The organism is Streptomyces sp. NBC_00083 (assembly GCF_026343295.1).
GTDB lineage: Bacteria > Actinomycetota > Actinomycetes > Streptomycetales > Streptomycetaceae > Streptomyces.
Map to the genome: position 1 here is coordinate 303,325 of NZ_JAPELY010000004.1, position 16,207 is coordinate 319,531.

Sequence of the window (16,207 nt, forward strand, 5' to 3'; positions counted from 1 at the left end):
GAGGTCAGCGGGCTCATGCGTTGGCCCCCGAGTACTCCTTGCGGCGGGCGATGATCATGCGGGCGCCGCCGTTGACCAGCAGGGTGAGGACGAAGAGGACGAGCCCGGAGGCGATCAGGGCGTCGCGGCCGAGCTGGTTGGCCTCGTCGAACTTCGCGGCGATGTTCTGCGCGAAGGTGCCGCCGCCCGGGTTGAGCAGGTGCAGCGAGAGGACGTAGCTCGGGGAGAGGACCGTGGCGACGGCCATCGTCTCGCCGAGCGCGCGGCCGAGGCCCAGCATCGAGGCGGAGATGACGCCCGAGCGGCCGAAGGGCAGCACCGAGAGGCGGATGACTTCCCAGCGGGTCGCGCCGAGGGCCAGGGCGGCCTCCTCGTTCATGCGCGGGACCTGGAGGAAGACTTCGCGGCTCACGCTGGTCACGATCGGCAGGATCATGATCGCGAGCAGGATGCCGACGGTGAAGATGGAGCGGGCGACGCCGACTTCGGTCTTCTCGAAGATGACGGTCCAGCCCAGGTAGGTGTCGAGCCAGTCGTTGAGGCCGCCGAGGTAGGGCACGAGGAACAGGGCGCCCCAGATGCCGTAGACGATCGACGGTACGGCGGCGAGCAGGTCGACGACGTACGCGAGGGGTGCGGCCAGCTTGCGCGGCGCGTAGTGCGAGATGAACAGGGCGATGCCGACGGCGACCGGGACGGCGATGGCCATCGCGACGACCGAGCTGACGACGGTGCCGAAGAGCAGGACGGCGATGCCGAACGCCGGGGGGTCGCCCGCCGGGTTCCAGTCGAAGGTGGTCAGGAAGTTGCCCTGGTCCTTCGAGATCGCGATGCCGGCGCGGATGCTCAGGAAGATGGCGATGGCCGCCATGACGACGAGCAGGAAGATGCCCGAGCCCCGGGAGAGCCCGAGGAAGATCTTGTCGCCCGCGCGGCCGGTGGACTGCTTGCGGCGCGCTGCCGGGGCGGGAGCGGGTGGCGGAGGTGTGTCCGTTGCTATGGAAGAGGCCATGATCTTTCCGGTCTGTGGGCGGGGACCTGTCGGGCCCCCTGGCGGCGGTGCACCGGATGGTGTGCGGCGGGGGCCGGATCGGGGCCCCCGCCCCACGAGAGCCGCCGGGTCTTCGGCCCGGCGGCTCAACAGTGTTGCTACGAGAGGGAGTTGATGGTCTCGATGACCTTGGCGTTGATCTCGGCCGGGATCGGCGCGTAGCTGGCGTCGGTGAGCAGCTTCTGCCCGTCGGCGCTCGCGGCGTAGGAGAGGAAGGACTTGACCGCGGGGAGGGTGGCGGCCTTGTTGCCCTTGTCGCAGGCGACCTCGTACGTGACGAGGACGATCGGGTAGGCGTTGTCGGCCTTGGTCGTGTAGTCCAGCTTCAGCGCCAGGTCCTTGCCGGTGCCGGCGATCTTCGCGGCGGCGATGGCGGTGGAGGCGTTGGCGGAGCTGGCCTTGACCGGGGCGGAGGCGCCGGTGTTGATGTCGACGGTCTTGATCGACTGGGACGAGGCGTAGGAGAGCTCGAAGTAGCCGATGGCGCCGTTGGTCTGCTTGACCTGGGCGGCGACGCCGGCGGAGCCGGAGGCGGCCTGACCGCCGGGGGCGGCCCACTTCTTGGCGGGCGCGTACGTCCAGTCGGACTTGGCCGTGGCGCTGAGGTACTTGGTGAGGTTCTCGGTGGTGCCGGAGTCCTCGGAGCGGTGGAACGCCTGGATCGCGAGGTCGGGCAGCTTGGCGCCCTGGTTCAGCTTGGCGATCGCCTCGTCGTTCCACTTGGTGATCTTGCCGTTGAAGATCTTGGCGAGGGTCGGGGCGTCCAGGACGAGGCTGTCGACGCCTTCGACGTGGAAGCCGATCGCGATCGGGCCGCCGACCATCGGGAGGTTGATGCCCTGGCCGCCGCCGGTGCAGACCTTCTTGGAGTCCGCCACCTGCTCGGGCTTGAGCGGCGAGTCGGAGCCCGCGAAGGCGACGGTGCCCTGCGTGAAGGCGACGATGCCCTCGCCGGAGGAGGAGGACTTGTAGTTGATCTGCGCCTCCTTGCAGGACGCCATGTAGTTCTTGACCCAGAGGTCCATGGCGTTCTTCTGCGCGGAGGAGCCGGACGCCAGGACCTGGCCCTTGGCGCCGTCGCACTTCACGTTGGACGCGGCACCGGAGGCCGTGCCACCCGTACCGCCCGTGCTCCCGCTGCCGCTGTTGTTGTCGCTGCCGCACGCCGTGAGGGCCAGGGCGCTGGACACGGCGATGACGCCGAGGGCGGTGGCGCGGAGCCGGTTCTTGCGCTGAAGCTTCACTTTCGGGTGTTCCTTCCGGGAGCCGCCGGGTTCCGTTCGTTCTACGGCGGCGTGCGTTGGATGAGCGGTGTGGGCGGGATGCCGTTCACCGTGTAAGGCCGAAATTAGGCAGAACAGGTGAAGCCGTCGGCGGGGAAGAGTTAACGGAAGGTGAACCATGGCGGGCAGTGCGGTGCCGACCGTTACCCGTTCGTGTTCAGGCGGCGTACAGAACCGGTTCTGCCCGTGGGACGTCAGGGGCGGACGCGTTGCCCGAGGTCAGCGGGGCCGAGCGGGTTCAGACCAGACGCGGCGCGTCGAGCAGCGCCAGCAGCAACTGGCGGTCGCGGGGCTCAGTGAGGCGGTGGTGGGCGGCGGCGGGGGTCAGCCAAAGGAGCCGGTCGACCTCGTCGGTGGGGGTGAAGCGCCCCTCGCCCGCCTCGGCGCCCCAGTACTCCACGCGCTTGGGGCGGCCCAGGTGGTCGGTGTAGTGGGCGGTGGGCAGCCGCACCCCGGGCACGCAGGTGAACCCGGTCTCCTCCAGCACCTCCCGCAGCGCGCCGGCGAGCGGCTCCTCGCCCCGCTTCAGCTTCCCCTTGGGGTGCGACCAGTCGTCGTACTTCGGCCGGTGCACGAGGCAGATCTCCAGGCCGCGGTCGCCCCAGTCGGCGCGGCGCCACAGGACACAGCCCGCCGCGAGGACGGTGCCGTCGGGTGCGGTGCTCATGACGCGGCCGTCGTCGCCGCGGGTGCTGTCGTCACCGCCACAGGCTGCCAGATCCGCTGGAAGGCGAAGCGGGCCGCCTCCACCTCGTGGCGCTGGTCGGCGTGGAGCACACCGAGCGCGTACGCCGTCGCCGGGGCGATGCGGGGGGTGCGGGCGGCGGCCGACGCGGCGGCGGCGGCCTCGGCGGCGTCGCGGTGCCGGTCCAGCGCCCTTCCCGCGCCCGGCAGTTGACTCGTGGAGGGCTCGTCGGGCAGGAGGCCGGCGGGGCGCGCGTGCAGCACTTCCTGGGCGTACCGGTGCAGCCGGAGCAGCCGCCGTACCTGATGCCAGGGCTGGTCCTGGCTCTCGCTCTCCTGGACCAGCGCCTCGGAGTTGTACGGGCGCGCCGCGCGCGCCAGCGGCAGCGCGGCCACCGCGTGCTCCAGCCGTTCCTCCGCGGCGAGCGCGGCGGGCACCAGGACCTCGGCCGCGGGCGCGGCGGCGGCCGTCGCGAGCGGCGCCTCGCTGGCGAGCAGCGCGACCGCGTCCGCCACGGCGTGGAACCGGGAGGAGCCGAGCGCCTGGAGCGCCGCGGAGTGGGCCCGGGTGCGGGCCGGCGTCAGCTGCCGTTCGAGCAGCGCGCCCGCGCGGGCCGCGCCCACCGTGAGGGTGCCGCCCTCGCCGCGCGCCGGCGCGACCCGGCTGCCGGAGAGCCGGTGCAGCGCGTCGAGGAGCCGGGTCAGCCGGGCGGAGCAGATGTGCTCACCGCCCAACGTGGCGCACAGCCAGGCGAGTTCGGTGCGCAGCTGGTCGGCCCAGGCCGGATCCAGGAGCGGGCGGAAGGTGGCGAGGGTGGCGCCGATGCGACGGGCGGCGGCGCGCATCGCGCGGGCGGCCCCCTCGGCGAGGTCGCTGTCCGGTCCCGCCTCCCGGTGGAGGCGCAGACCGCGCAGGAACGCGCCTGCCTGGGCGTGGAGGTAGTGGGCGAGGAGTTCGCCGGCCGGGTCCTGTCCTGTCACGTTCTCAGGGCGTTGCACGCCGGCGCCTCCGGGCGTCTATCAGCATCTCCTGCACATTGCGCAGCGGCAGTCCGTCGGCGTCGGCCGCGTGCCGGGTCCAGCTGCCGTCGGCGCCCAGGTGCCAGGAGGCGGTCGTCGGCGACATGCCGGTCTCCAGGAGTCGGCCGAGGGCCGCGCGGTGGGCCGGGTCGGCGACCCTGACCAGTGCCTCGATGCGTCGGTCGAGGTTGCGGTGCATCATGTCGGCGCTGCCGATCCACACCTCGGGTTCGCCGCCGTTGCCGAAGGCGAAGACCCGGGAGTGTTCGAGGAAGCGGCCGAGGACGGAGCGGACCCGGATGTTCTCCGAGAGCCCGGCGACCCCGGGGCGTACCGCGCAGATGCCGCGGACCCAGATGTCGACGGGCACGCCGGCCTGTGAGGCCCGGTAGCAGGCGTCGATGACGGCCTCGTCGACCATCGAGTTGACCTTGATGCGGACGTAGGCGGGGCGCCCGGCGTGCTGGTGGGCGGCCTCCTTGTTGATCCGCGCGATCAGGCCGTCCCGCAGCGACTTGGGGGCGACGAGCAGACGTCGGTAGGTCTCGCGGCGCGAGTATCCCGACAGCCGGTTGAAGAGGTCGGAGAGGTCGGCGCCGACCTGCGGGTCGGCGGTGAGCAGCCCCAGGTCCTCGTAGAGGCGGGCCGTCTTGGGGTGGTAGTTGCCGGTGCCGACGTGCGAGTAGCGCCGCAGGGTGTCGTTCTCCTGGCGCACCACGAGGGAGAGCTTGCAGTGCGTCTTGAGGCCGACGAGCCCGTACACGACGTGACAGCCGGCCTCCTCCAGCTTGCGGGCCCACTTGATGTTGGCCTGCTCGTCGAAGCGCGCCTTGATCTCCACCAGGACGAGCACCTGCTTGCCCGACTCGGCGGCGTCTATCAGGGCGTCCACGATCGGCGAGTCGCCCGACGTGCGGTACAGGGTCTGCTTGATGGCGAGCACGTCCGGGTCGGACGCGGCCTGCTCCAGGAAGGCCTGCACCGAAGTGGAGAAGGAGTCGTACGGGTGGTGCAGCAGCACATCGCGTTCGCGCAGCGCGGCGAAGATGTCGGGCGCGGAGGCCGACTCGACCTCGGCGAGGTCGCGGTGGGTGCCCGCGATGAACTTGGGGAACTTCAGCTCCGGCCGGTCGAGCGCGGAGATCCCGAACAGACCGGTCAGGTCGAGGGGGCCCGGCAGCGGGTAGACCTCGGCGTCGGAGACCTTCAACTCCCGTACCAGCAGGTCGAGTACGTACGGGTCGATGGACTCCTCGACCTCCAGGCGCACCGGCGGCCCGAAGCGGCGCCGCATGAGCTCCTTCTCCAGCGCCTTGAGGAGGTTCTCGGCGTCGTCCTCCTCGACTTCGAGGTCCTCGTTGCGGGTCACCCGGAACATGTGGTGCGCGAGCACCTCCATGCCGGGGAACAGCTCCTCCAGGTGCGCGGCGATGACGTCCTCCAGCGGGACGTAGCGCTGCGGCGAGGCCTCCAGGAACCGCGAGAGCAGCGGCGGCACCTTCACGCGGGCGAAGTGGCGGTGGCCCGAGACGGGGTTGCGCACCACCACGGCGAGGTTGAGCGAGAGCCCCGAGATGTACGGGAAGGGGTGCGCGGGGTCCACGGCCAGCGGCGTGAGCACCGGGAAGATCTGCTGCCGGAACAGCGTGAAGAGGCGGGCCTGCTCCTTCTCGGTCAGCTCCGGCCAGCGGATCAGGTGGATGTTCTCGTCGGCGAGGGCCGGGGCGACGTCCTGCTGGTAGCAGGCGGCGTGCCGGGCCATGAGCTCGCGCGAGCGGGTCCAGATCAGGTCGAGGACCTCGCGGGGCTGGAGGCCGGAGGCGGACCGGGTGGCGACGCCGGTGGCGATGCGGCGCTTGAGTCCTGCCACCCGGACCATGAAGAACTCGTCCAGGTTCGAGGCGAAGATCGCGAGGAAGTTCGCCCGCTCCAGGAGCGGCGTCGCCGGGTCCTCGGCGAGCTCCAGGACGCGTTCGTTGAAGGCGAGCCAGCTGCGCTCGCGGTCGAGGAAGCGGCCGGAGGGCAGCTCGTCGCCCTCGCTCTCGTCCTCGTACGCGTCGAGGTCCGCGTCGAGGTCGGGCTCCAGATCGGAGGCGACGGCGGCGAGCGTGTGGGGGCGGTGCGCGGCTATGGAGGCCACGGACGGCTGGGCGGGCTTGAGCGTGTCCTCGGCGCTGGGCTGCTGGCTCATGTCCCCATTGTTCCGCGCACCGGCCCCGTCCAGCGCGTCGGAGCGGGCGGGAGTGAGCGCCCGGGGGGCTCTGGGGGGCGGGGGAACGGGTCCGTTCCGGGTGGCGGGCGCCGGCGGCTTCATTGCGTGAGCGTCGCAAGCGTGTCTGAATGGCTGGTTACGAGGACATGGCGTGCGGGAGAGCGAACTGGCTCCGCCGGGGGTGGGGGCGTCTGCCTGGGTGTGCCGGGTGCCCTGCGTCTTGGGGGCGCGGGTGGCTCTGGGGTGCCGGGTGCCCTACAGGGGCGCGGGGCTGTGCCCTTTGCGCGGCTCCGCCGCGGTGGGCGCGGGGCGTGGGTGCGACGCCGGGTCGCCTACTAGGGGCGCGGGGAACTGCGCGGGTGCCCCAGCACGGTCTGCACTCGAAGTCCGGGGGGTTGCCTGGGGCTCCGCCCCAGACCCCGGGGGATGCCCCACCCCGCCCCTTCCCGAAACCCTCCGGGGGTGATGAACGGCTGAGGTTCAGGATCCTGGGGCTCTGCCCCAGACCCCGTTCGCGCCTTGAGGGCGCTCGTCCTCAATCGCCGGACGGGCTGAGGCTGCGCACGCGTCCGGCACCGAGCAGTCAGGGGCGCGGGGAACTGCGCGAGAAGCGAGCACGGCCCGCAGCCGTAAGCCGGCCGGGGCCGGCCGGGGCTCGGTCAGGACTCGGCGCGGTACATCAGGTCCACCTCATGCGTGGTGAAGCCGAGACGCTCGTACACCGCGAGCGCCGCCGGATTGTCCGCGTCGACGTAGAGCATCGCCGTCGGCAGTCCCTCCGCCGCGAGGTGGCGCAGGCCGGTCGCGGTGAGCGCCTTGCCGAGGCCGCCGCCCTGCGCGTCGGGCCGGATCCCGACGACGTACACCTCGCCGAGCCGCTCCTCGGCGTGCACCTTCGTCCAGTGGAAGCCGATCAGCTCGCCGTCCCTCTCCGCGAGGAAGAACCCCTTGGGGTCGAACCACGGCTCGGCCTTGCGGTCGTCGAGGTCGTGCTGGGTGAGCGAGCCCTGCTCGGGGTGGTGCGCGAAGGCCGCCGCGTTGACCGCGAGCCACGCCGCGTCGTCCTCGCCCGGCGTGAAGGTGCGCACGGTGACACCGGCCGGCCAGACGGGCTCGGCGATGCCCGACCCGCTCAACGGGCGCCGCAGCTGCCGCAGTTCGCGGAAGAGCGTGAGCCCGAGGACCTGCGCGAGGTGGCGGGCGGCGGAGTGCCCGCCGTGCGCCCACACCCGCAGCCGCTTGCCGGTCGTGCCGAGCAGCGCGCTGCCCAGGGCGCGGCCGTGCCCGTGGCCGCGCCGCGCGGGGTGCACCACGAGTTCGGCCGCGGGCGCCTCGACGGGGTCGGTGTCCTCCAGCTGCGCGTACCCGGTGAGCGTGTCGTCCACGGTCAGCAGGAAGTGCCGCACACCCTCGCGCCGGCCCCCGCGCAGCCGCAGCCGCCCCTGCTCGGACACGGCCTGCTGCCCGTCGGTGCGGGCTGCTTCGGCGATGAGGTCGAGGACGGCCTGCGCCTGGGCGGGGCTCAGCTCGTCGAGCGTCTGGATGGAGCGGGAGGACGGAGTGGGGGCGGCTGCGTCTGTCATGGATACGAGGGTACGGCGGGCACCCCGCGAGCCCGGCCGCACGCGGACCGGGGTGCCGTGAGCCGTCCGCGGCCGGGCCACGGCAACCAGCTCGTAACCCGCGGACCCCTGTTGCGCTACGCGCGTTGACCATAGGCTGCGCCGGAACCTCACCGGAACCTCACAGGGGACTCAAAGACGCCATGCCAGCGAAACCCCACAGGAAGCGTGCCGCCACCCGGATATGGGCGGGCGCCGCGGGACTTGCCACGGTCGGGGCGCTCGTCGCCGCGATGCCCGCCACCGCGCACGACCGCGGTCACGGACACCACCCGAAGCCGGACCCGACCGTCGACGTGCAGCTGCTCTCCTTCAACGACCTGCACGGCAACCTGGAGCCCCCGGCGGGCTCGGCCGGCGCGGTGACGGAGCGTCAGGCGGACGGGACCACCAAGTCCGTGCCGGCCGGCGGCATGGAGTACCTCGCCACCTCGCTGCGTACCGCCCGCAAGGGCCACCCGTACTCGATCACCGCGGCCGGCGGCGACATGATCGGGGCGAGCCCGCTGCTGTCGGGGCTCTTCCACGACGAACCGACCATCGAGGCGCTCAACAAGCTGAAGCTGGACGTCACGGCCGTCGGCAACCACGAGTTCGACGAGGGCACCACCGAGCTGGCGCGCATGCAGAACGGCGGCTGCCACCCGACCGGGGGCTGTTACGAGAAGGGCAGGAAGTTCCCCGGCGCGGACTTCCCCTACCTCGCGGCCAACGTGACGAACGAGAAGACCGGCAAGCCGATCCTCAAGCCGTACACGGTGTGGAAGAAGAACGGCGTCAAGATCGGCTTCATCGGGGTGACGCTCGAAGGCACCCCCAACGTCGTGACCGCGTCCGGCGTCAAGGGCCTCAAGTTCGCCGACGAGATCGAGACGATCAACAAGTACGCCAAGGAGCTGGACCGCCAGGGCGTCAAGTCCATCGTCGCCCTGATCCACGAGGGCGGCATGCCCTCCAGCGGTGCGTACAACGACAGGTGCGACAGCCAGGGCCCCGGCAGCGGGATCTCCGGCCCGATCGTCGACATAGCCAAGGGCATCACGCCCAAGGTCGACGCGCTGATCACCGGCCACACCCACCAGGCGTACGTCTGCACCATCCCGGACCCGGCGGGCAATCCGCGCATGGTCACCTCGGCGGCGTCGTTCGGCAAGCTGTACACGGACACGACGCTGACGTACGACCGGCGCACCAACGACATCGTGCGTACGGCGGTACGGTCGCCGAAGTCCGCGAACCACATCGTGAGCCGGGACCAGGCCAAGGCCCCCGACATGACCCGGCTGATCGCCCGTTGGGGCGCGTTGGCGGCGCCGGTGTCCAGCCGGCCGCAGGGCTACATCGCGGGTGACATCAACGGGCGCGGCTCGGACGCGCCCGAGAAGCCGCTCGGCGACCTGATCGCGGACGCGCAGCTGGCGGGCCTGTCCGCACCCGACAAGGGCGGGGCGCAGCTCGCCCTGATGAACCCCGGCGGCATCCGCTCCGACCTCGTGTACAAGGCGAGCGGGAGCGAGGGGGACGGGGTGGTGACGTACGGCGAGGCGTTCACCGTCCAGCCGTTCACCAACATGATGAACGTGGTCGACCTGACCGGGGCGCAGCTGCTGACCGCACTCCAGCAGCAGGTGAGCGGGCCCAACGAGGCCGACCCGAAGATCCTCCAGGTCTCGAAGGGCCTCACGTACACGCTGGACCTGACGAAGTCGGGGGCGGCGCGGGTGCTCGTCGACTCCGTGCGGCTGAACGGGGCGGCGATCGATCCCGCCGCGACGTATCGCGTGGCGATGAACGAGTTCCTGGCGGGGGGCGGGGACGGGTTCCCGGCGCTGGTCGGCACGAACAAGCTGGTCGGGGCGTCGGACTTGGACGTCTTCGACGCGTACCTCGCGTCGAACTCCTCGGCGTCCACCCCGCTCCAGCCGCCGGCCCCGGGCCGGATCACGGTCCTGAAGTAGAACGACCCCGCGCAGTTCCCCGCGCCCCTGGGCGGGTTGCCCTTGGCGGGGTGCCCAGTCTCGGCATCCTCGCGTGCCCTTGGCAGGGCGCCTGGTCGCGGCCGCCTCAGCCCGTCCGGCGTTTGAGGACGAGCGCCTTTCGGGCGCGAACGGGGTCTGGGGCGGAGCCCCAGGTCCTGAACCCCAGCCCCCCTTTCCCGCCCCCGGAGGGTTTAGGGAAGGGGCGGGGTGGGGGCATCCTCCCGGCCCCCGGCCGTCGGGTGCGGACCGTGCGGGGCTGGTCGCGCAGTTCCCCGCGCCCCTAGTAGGTGACCCGGCACCAAGCCCGCCACCCGCGCCCACCGCGGCGGAGCCGCGCAGAGGGCACAGCCCCGCGCCCCTAGTAGGTGACCCGGCACCGAGCCCGCCACCCGCGCCCACCGCGACGGAGCCGCGCAGAAGACACAGGCCCGCGCCCCTGGCGGGATCGGTGCCGGGCGGCATGCACATGTTCAGCCCGTCATGGGGGTCCCCCCTGGCCCTTAAGGCCTTGGGGGAGTTTGAGGACGAGCGCCCTTCAGGCGCGAACGGGGTCCGGGCTGAGCCCCAGGAGGTCACGCCGGGGGTGGGGTGGGGGCGCCCGGGAGGGTGATGGTGGCCAGGGTGCCGCCGCCCTCCGCCGGGGCGAGCCCCACCTCACCCCCCGCATGGCGGATCGTGCGGGCCACGATCGAGAGCCCGAGCCCCGACCCCGGCAACGCCCGCGCCGACGGCGAACGCCAGAACCGCTCGAAGACGTGCGGCAAGTCCTCCGCGGGAATGCCGGGCCCCTGATCGCGTACGGTCAGCACCCCCCGGTCGAGGACGACCGTGACCGCCCCGCGCGGCGGGCTGAACTTCACCGCGTTGTCCAGGACGTTCACCACCGCCCGCTGCAGCCCGGCCGGCTCGGCCCGTACGTACCAGGGCGCGAGGTCCGCCGTGATGGTCAGCTCGGGCCCCCGCAGCCGGGCCCGGTCGAGCGCGACCCGCGTGATGTCGTGCAGGCCCACCACCTCGAACGGCCCCTCGCGCACCGCGTCCGGCCGGGACAGCTCCTGCAAGTCCCCGATGAGCGCGGCCAGTTCGGACATCTGCGCCTTGACGGACGCCATCAGGGCCGCCCGGTCGGCGGGCGGAATGGCCCGCCCCGTCTCCTCGCTCCGGGCGAGCAGCTCGATGTTGGTGCGCAGCGAGGTGAGCGGCGTGCGCAGCTCGTGCCCGGCGTCCGCGATGAGCTGTGCCTGCCGGTCACGCGAGGAGGCGAGCGCCGCGGTCATCGCGTTGAAGGAGCGGGAGAGCCGGGCGATCTCGTCCTCGCCCTCGACCGGGATGCGGACCGTCAGGTCCTCGGTGCGGGCCACGTGCTCGACGGCCCCGGTCAGCTTGTCGACGGGCCGCAGCCCGGTCCGCGCGACCCAGAGGCCCGCCGCGCCGGCCGCGAGGACACCGATGCCGGCGAGCCCGGTGAGCAGCAGGGCGAGCCGGTTGAGGGCGGAGTCGACCTCGGTGAGCGGGCGGGAGAGCGAGACCGTGGCCCAGCGGCCGGCGAACTCCTGGCGCTGGGTGTGCACCCGTACGTCCATGCCGCCGTCGGTGGTGCTGCTGTGCAGGCTCTCCGCCTTGGTCCCGCGCGCCACCGCGATGTCCTGCGGAGTGACCCGTACCGGCGGCGAGTCCGGGGCCACGCAGCGGGTTCCGTCGGGCAGCACGACCTGGATGTACGCGAACGGCTTCTGCCCCGGCGGGAGGTTGCTCTCCGACACGCAGGACTGGAGCGCGCCCTGGACGAGGCTGCTGGGCGCGCCGGTGTTGCGCAGCGTCGTGTCGAGTTCGGCGCCCAGCTGGGCGCGGGTCAGCAGCCAGCACACGACGGAGACCGCCGCCACCGCCACCGCGACCGCCGTGGCGACGAGCATGGCGAGGCGGGAGCGGAGCGGCATCGCGCGGTAGCGGCGGACCAGTCGGTTCACTCCGCGCCGCCCGGCCGGAGCGCGTACCCCACGCCCCGCACCGTGTGCACGAGCCGCGGCTCGCCGCCCGCCTCGGTCTTGCGCCGCAGGTACATGACGTACACGTCGAGGGAGTTGGAGGAGGGCTCGAAGTCGAAGCCCCACACCGCCTTGAGGATCTGCTCGCGGGTGAGGACCTGGCGGGGGTGGGCGAGGAACATCTCCAGGAGCGTGAACTCGGTGCGGGTCAGCTCCACGAGCCGGTTGCCGCGGGTGACCTCACGCGTGGACAGGTCCATCCTCAGGTCGGCGAAGGTCAGCACGTTCCCGGTGTCCTGGCCGGCGGCCCCCGCGTCGGCCGCGTACGAGCTGCGGCGCAGCAACGCCCGGATGCGGGCGAAGAGTTCGTCGAGTTCGAAGGGCTTGACCAGGTAGTCGTCGGCGCCCGCGTCGAGCCCGGTGACGCGGTCGCCGACCGTGTCGCGCGCGGTCAGCATGAGGATGGGCGTGGTGGAGCCGGCCGCGCGCAGCCGGCGGGCCGCGGTGAGACCGTCCATCCTCGGCATCTGGATGTCCAGGACGATCAGCTCGGGCCGGTAGGCCTCCGCCTTGGTGAGGGCGTCGAGGCCGTCGACGGCGACCTCGGTGCCGTATCCCTCGAAGGCGAGACTGCGCTGCAGCGCCTCGCGGACGGCGGGTTCGTCGTCGACGATCAGAATGCGCTGCGGTTCGTCCTCGGCGGGGCTCATGAGCGGGTTCCTTCTTCTGTCTCTCTGCCGGCTCGGACCCTCAGCCTCGCACGCGGACGGTGCGGCGCGGGACGGCTCGCGGTCCCGCGCCGTGCGGTGTCATCGGTGTCGGTGACTGCCGGTCAGTAGCTGCCGCTGAAGGCGCCGCCCGAGCTGTCGCCGCCCTGGTTGGCGCTGCCGCCGGTGTCGGCGCCGCCGCTGCCGCCGCTGCGCAGGCTGGCGAGGTCGGACTTGACGGTGTTGACCGGGATGGCGAAGCCGAGCCCGACGCTGCCGGCCGACGAACCGCTCGCGCTGCTCGAACTGGGCGAGTACATCGCGGAGTTGATGCCGATGATGTTGCCGTTCATGTCGATGAGCGCGCCGCCGGAGTTGCCCGGGTTGAGCGAGGCGTCGGTCTGGAGCGCCTTGTACGTGGTCTTCGACGAGCCGGTGTCGCCGTTGAACTGCTGCCCGCCGAACTCGAACGGCCAGCCGCCTCCGCCACTGCCGCGCCCCTGTCCCTGCCCTTGTCCTTGGCCCTGTCCTTGGCCCTGGCCCTGGTCGCCCTGCTCCTTGGCGACGGTGACGTCGCGGTCGAGCGCGGAGACGATGCCGGAGGTGACGGTGCCGGTGAGGCCCTCGGGGGAGCCGATGGCGACGACCTGGTCGCCCACGGCGATCTTGCTGGAGTCGCCGAGGGACGCGGGCTTCAGGCCGCTCGCACCGTTCAGCTTGATCAGCGCGAGGTCCTTGTCGGGGTCGGTGCCGACGACCTTCGCGGTGTAGCTCTTGCCGTTGCTGAGCTTCACCTTGACGGAGGTCGAGCCCGAGATGACGTGGTTGTTGGTGATGATCTGGCCGTCGGCGGTGACGATCACGCCCGCGCCGGTCGACTCGCCCGAGCCCGACGTCGCGTTGATCTCGACGATGCTCGGCATGACGGCCTTCGCGACGCCGGAGACCGTGCCGTTGGTGCTGTTGGAGGCGTTGGTGCCGCTCACCCCGGAGCTGACGGAGGCGGTGTCGCTGCCGACGTAGTGCTCGACGAGGCTCGCGGTGCCGCCGCCTATCGCCGCGGCGATGATGGCGACGGCGGCGACGAGGCCGACCGAACGCTTGGCGCGGCGCGGCTTCGGGGCGTCCGCCTCCCCGCCGGCGAGGTGGGCGCCGCCGTGACCGCCGCCGTATCCGCCGCCGTGACCGCCGTCGTGGAAGGCACCGGTCGCGGGCTCGGCCTGGGCGCCCGGCCATCCGGTGGTGCCGGGGCCCGTGGCCGCCGGGGCGGGCGGGGTGGCCGGCTGGTAGGGGGGAGGCGGGGGATAGGCGGCCGCGTGGGCCTCGGCCTCTCGCCGGGCGTCGTCCTTGGCTCGCTGCCAGGACTCGTCAGAGTGGATCGGCTGCTGCTCGGGGTACTCGCCGCTGTGGCGGGGGCTCTCGGTCATGTCTATGACCTTCGCCACCGTTGATGAGAGCAGCCTGAGGACGGGGTAAGAAGCCCGGCAGAACCTCGTTTGCCCGAAATAAAGACGCCTCGCGGCGTCCGGCACGACGACTCCGGCGGGTCAGCCGCAGCCGCAGGACCGGCGCACGACGAGCCGCGAGGGGAACTGCTTGAGGCGTTCGCGGCGCGAGCCCGCGACCCGCAGCCCGTCGTCGAGGACCAGGTCCACCGCGGCCCGCGCCATCGCCGGCCGGTCGGAGGCGATCGTGGTCAGCGGCGGGTCGGTCAGGGCCGCTTCCTTGACGTCGTCGAAGCCGGCCACGGCCAGCTCGCCCGGCACGTCGATGCGCAGCTCGCGGGCGGCCCGCAGCACGCCGATCGCCTGGTCGTCGGTGGCGCAGAAGATGGCCGTCGGCCGGTCGGGCCTGGCCAGCACCCCGAGGGCGACCTCGTAGGCGTCGTACCGGTTGTACGGGGCCTCGATGAGCCGGCCCTCGATGGAGCGCCCGGATTCGAGCATGGCCCGCCGCCATCCCTCGACGTGGTCGGCGACCGGGTCGCCGACGGACGGGGTGTTCTCCACGCCGCCGATGCAGGCCACGTACGCATGGCCGTGCTCCAGGAGGTGGCGGGTGGCGAGCTGGGCGCCGCCGATGTCGTCGGTCACCACCGCGACGTCGTCGATGGCCTCGGGCCGCTCGTGCAGCAGCACCACGCGGGCGTCCCAGGCCTCGATCTCGGAGGCCGCGCGCTCGCTCATGCCCTGGCTGACCAGGATGAGCCCGGAGACCCGCATGCCGAGGAAGGCCCGAAGATAGTGGACCTCACGGTCGTCGACGTAGTCGGAGTTGCCGACCAGGACCATTTTTCCGCGCTCGGACGCCGCCTGTTCGACGGCGTGCGCCATCTCCGCGAAGAACGGCTGGCGCGCGTCCGGGACGATCATTCCTATGAGATCGGTGCGCCGCGACGCCATCGCCTGGGCCACCCGGTCGGGCCGGTACCCCAGTTCCTTGATCGCGGCGAGGACACGCTCGCGCGTGGCCGGGGCGACCGGCCGGGGTCCGTTGTTGATGACATAGCTGACGACGGCGGTCGAAGTACCCGCAAGTCGTGCCACGTCGTCCCGCGTCACCTTGGCCACGCGCGGCAGTCTACGCGGGGTGACCTGCCTCTGGGCAGGGCATATCGCAGGTCGTGCCCCATGCGTGATGTACCCGCATGGCCCAGAGGCCGGCCGGGGCCTACCGCTGGGAGCGGGCCGCCGCTTCCTTCGTCTCGGCGGTCGCCGCGTCCACGACCGCCTTCGCCTTGGCGTCCTCCTTGGAACGCTCGGGCTTCTCGGGCGTCACGAAGCGGTAGCCGACGTTGCGTACGGTGCCGATCAGGGACTCGTGCTCGGGCCCGAGCTTGGCCCGCAGCCGCCGTACGTGGACGTCGACCGTGCGGGTGCCGCCGAAGTAGTCGTAGCCCCACACCTCCTGGAGCAGCTGGGCGCGGGTGAAGACGCGGCCCGGGTGCTGGGCGAGGTACTTCAGGAGCTCGAACTCCTTGAAGGTCAGGTCGAGGACCCGGCCCTTCAGCTTGGCGCTGTACGTCGCCTCGTCGACCGAGAGGTCGCCGTTGCGGATCTCCATCGGGGAGTCGTCGGAGACGGCCTGCGCGCGGCCGGTGGCGAGCCGCAGCCGGGCCTCGACCTCGGCCGGGCCCGCGGTGTCCAGCAGCACGTCGTCGATGCCCCAGTCCGCGGTGACGGCGGCCAGGCCGCCCTCGGTCACGACCAGGACCAGCGGACAGCCGGGGCCGGTGGAGCGCAGGAGCTGGCAGAGCGACCGCACGTGCGGCAGATCGCGGCGGCCGTCGATCAGGATGACGTCGGCGCCGGGGGTGTCGACGAGGGCGGGGCCCTCGGCGGGCGCCACGCGCACGCTGTGCAGGAGCAGGCCGAGGGCGGGGAGCACCTCCGCCGACGGCTGGAGGGCATTGGTCAGGAGCAGTAGGGAGCTCATCGCTCTCCTCCTACCCGGATGGTCCGCTTCGTATCGTGTCCGGTTCGCTGGCCCATGACGTCGTTTCCTCCTGCTCGGTGAGAGCTCGGGGGTGTTGCGGCACTGCTTCGTACGGTCCGGCCGGGGCCCGCGGCGCGGGCCCTTTCGTGAGCGTTTGTTCACCCGTCCGTAACAACGACGGGAAAACACAAAAGGACCCGGGGGCTACGTTGCCCGGATCCTCTGC

The 16,207-nt window shown here is 72.2% G+C and carries 12 protein-coding genes; 1 reads left to right on the forward strand and 11 read right to left on the reverse strand.

The annotated features are described in order from the left end of the window. Positions 1–13 precede the first annotated feature (13 nt). From pstC to mshD, 6 genes are all read right to left on the reverse strand, one after another. Positions 14–1,012: a phosphate ABC transporter permease subunit PstC gene (gene pstC / locus OOJ98_RS31470; protein ID WP_267058508.1), complete on the reverse strand. Its 999-nt coding sequence runs from the start codon at positions 1,010–1,012 to the stop codon at positions 14–16. A 137-nt stretch (positions 1,013–1,149) separates the two neighbouring features. Next, the gene (pstS, locus tag OOJ98_RS31475; RefSeq protein WP_267058509.1) at positions 1,150–2,295 is read right to left on the reverse strand and encodes a phosphate ABC transporter substrate-binding protein PstS; all 1,146 of its coding nucleotides are present in this window, start codon (positions 2,293–2,295) and stop codon (positions 1,150–1,152) included. Positions 2,296–2,572: 277 nt separating this feature from the next. After that, complete coding sequence (locus tag OOJ98_RS31480; RefSeq protein ID WP_267058510.1) at positions 2,573–3,001, reverse strand: NUDIX hydrolase; 429 nt, start codon at positions 2,999–3,001, stop codon at positions 2,573–2,575. Next, positions 2,998–3,999 carry a CHAD domain-containing protein gene (locus OOJ98_RS31485; protein WP_267058511.1) on the reverse strand — a complete coding sequence of 334 codons (1,002 nt, stop codon included), beginning with the start codon at positions 3,997–3,999 and terminating at the stop codon, positions 2,998–3,000. Before OOJ98_RS31485 ends, OOJ98_RS31480 begins: the two co-directional genes overlap by 4 nt. 4 nt (positions 4,000–4,003) lie before the next feature. Beyond that, on the reverse strand, positions 4,004–6,229 hold the full coding sequence (locus OOJ98_RS31490) for an RNA degradosome polyphosphate kinase (RefSeq protein ID WP_267058512.1): 2,226 nt from the start codon (positions 6,227–6,229) through the stop codon (positions 4,004–4,006). 680 nt (positions 6,230–6,909) lie between these two features. Further along, positions 6,910–7,833 carry a mycothiol synthase gene (gene mshD / locus OOJ98_RS31495; protein ID WP_267058513.1) on the reverse strand — a complete coding sequence of 308 codons (924 nt, stop codon included), beginning with the start codon at positions 7,831–7,833 and terminating at the stop codon, positions 6,910–6,912. A 182-nt stretch (positions 7,834–8,015) separates the two neighbouring features. Between mshD and OOJ98_RS31500 the strand changes: the two genes are divergently transcribed. After that, positions 8,016–9,830: a bifunctional UDP-sugar hydrolase/5'-nucleotidase gene (locus tag OOJ98_RS31500; protein WP_267058514.1), complete on the forward strand. Its 1,815-nt coding sequence runs from the start codon at positions 8,016–8,018 to the stop codon at positions 9,828–9,830. 593 nt (positions 9,831–10,423) lie between these two features. On the opposite strand, the gene OOJ98_RS31505 is transcribed toward OOJ98_RS31500, so the two are convergent. From OOJ98_RS31505 to OOJ98_RS31525, 5 genes are all read right to left on the reverse strand, one after another. Further along, positions 10,424–11,791 carry a cell wall metabolism sensor histidine kinase WalK gene (locus tag OOJ98_RS31505; RefSeq protein ID WP_267058737.1) on the reverse strand — a complete coding sequence of 456 codons (1,368 nt, stop codon included), beginning with the start codon at positions 11,789–11,791 and terminating at the stop codon, positions 10,424–10,426. Between the two features lie 26 nt (positions 11,792–11,817). Beyond that, the gene (locus OOJ98_RS31510) at positions 11,818–12,549 is read right to left on the reverse strand and encodes a response regulator transcription factor (protein ID WP_267058515.1); all 732 of its coding nucleotides are present in this window, start codon (positions 12,547–12,549) and stop codon (positions 11,818–11,820) included. A 122-nt stretch (positions 12,550–12,671) separates the two neighbouring features. Then, on the reverse strand, positions 12,672–13,973 hold the full coding sequence (locus OOJ98_RS31515; RefSeq protein WP_267058516.1) for a S1C family serine protease: 1,302 nt from the start codon (positions 13,971–13,973) through the stop codon (positions 12,672–12,674). A gap of 120 nt (positions 13,974–14,093) precedes the next feature. Next, positions 14,094–15,116 carry a LacI family DNA-binding transcriptional regulator gene (locus tag OOJ98_RS31520; protein WP_267058517.1) on the reverse strand — a complete coding sequence of 341 codons (1,023 nt, stop codon included), beginning with the start codon at positions 15,114–15,116 and terminating at the stop codon, positions 14,094–14,096. A gap of 100 nt (positions 15,117–15,216) precedes the next feature. Continuing rightward, positions 15,217–15,981, reverse strand: a complete 765-nt coding sequence (locus tag OOJ98_RS31525; protein WP_267058518.1) for a response regulator transcription factor — start codon at positions 15,979–15,981, stop codon at positions 15,217–15,219. Between the last annotated feature and the right edge of the window lie 226 nt (positions 15,982–16,207).

Coding starts and splice junctions, on each gene's coding strand:
- pstC (WP_267058508.1), bottom strand. CDS start 1,012: ATGGCCTCTTCCATAGCAACGGACACACCTCCGCCACCCGCTCCCGCC.
- OOJ98_RS31480 (WP_267058510.1), bottom strand. CDS start 3,001: ATGAGCACCGCACCCGACGGCACCGTCCTCGCGGCGGGCTGTGTCCTG.
- OOJ98_RS31490 (WP_267058512.1), bottom strand. CDS start 6,229: ATGAGCCAGCAGCCCAGCGCCGAGGACACGCTCAAGCCCGCCCAGCCG.
- mshD (WP_267058513.1), bottom strand. CDS start 7,833: ATGACAGACGCAGCCGCCCCCACTCCGTCCTCCCGCTCCATCCAGACG.
- OOJ98_RS31500 (WP_267058514.1), top strand. CDS start 8,016: ATGCCAGCGAAACCCCACAGGAAGCGTGCCGCCACCCGGATATGGGCG.
- OOJ98_RS31505 (WP_267058737.1), bottom strand. CDS start 11,791: ATGCCGCTCCGCTCCCGCCTCGCCATGCTCGTCGCCACGGCGGTCGCG.
- OOJ98_RS31510 (WP_267058515.1), bottom strand. CDS start 12,549: ATGAGCCCCGCCGAGGACGAACCGCAGCGCATTCTGATCGTCGACGAC.
- OOJ98_RS31515 (WP_267058516.1), bottom strand. CDS start 13,973: ATGACCGAGAGCCCCCGCCACAGCGGCGAGTACCCCGAGCAGCAGCCG.
- OOJ98_RS31525 (WP_267058518.1), bottom strand. CDS start 15,981: ATGAGCTCCCTACTGCTCCTGACCAATGCCCTCCAGCCGTCGGCGGAG.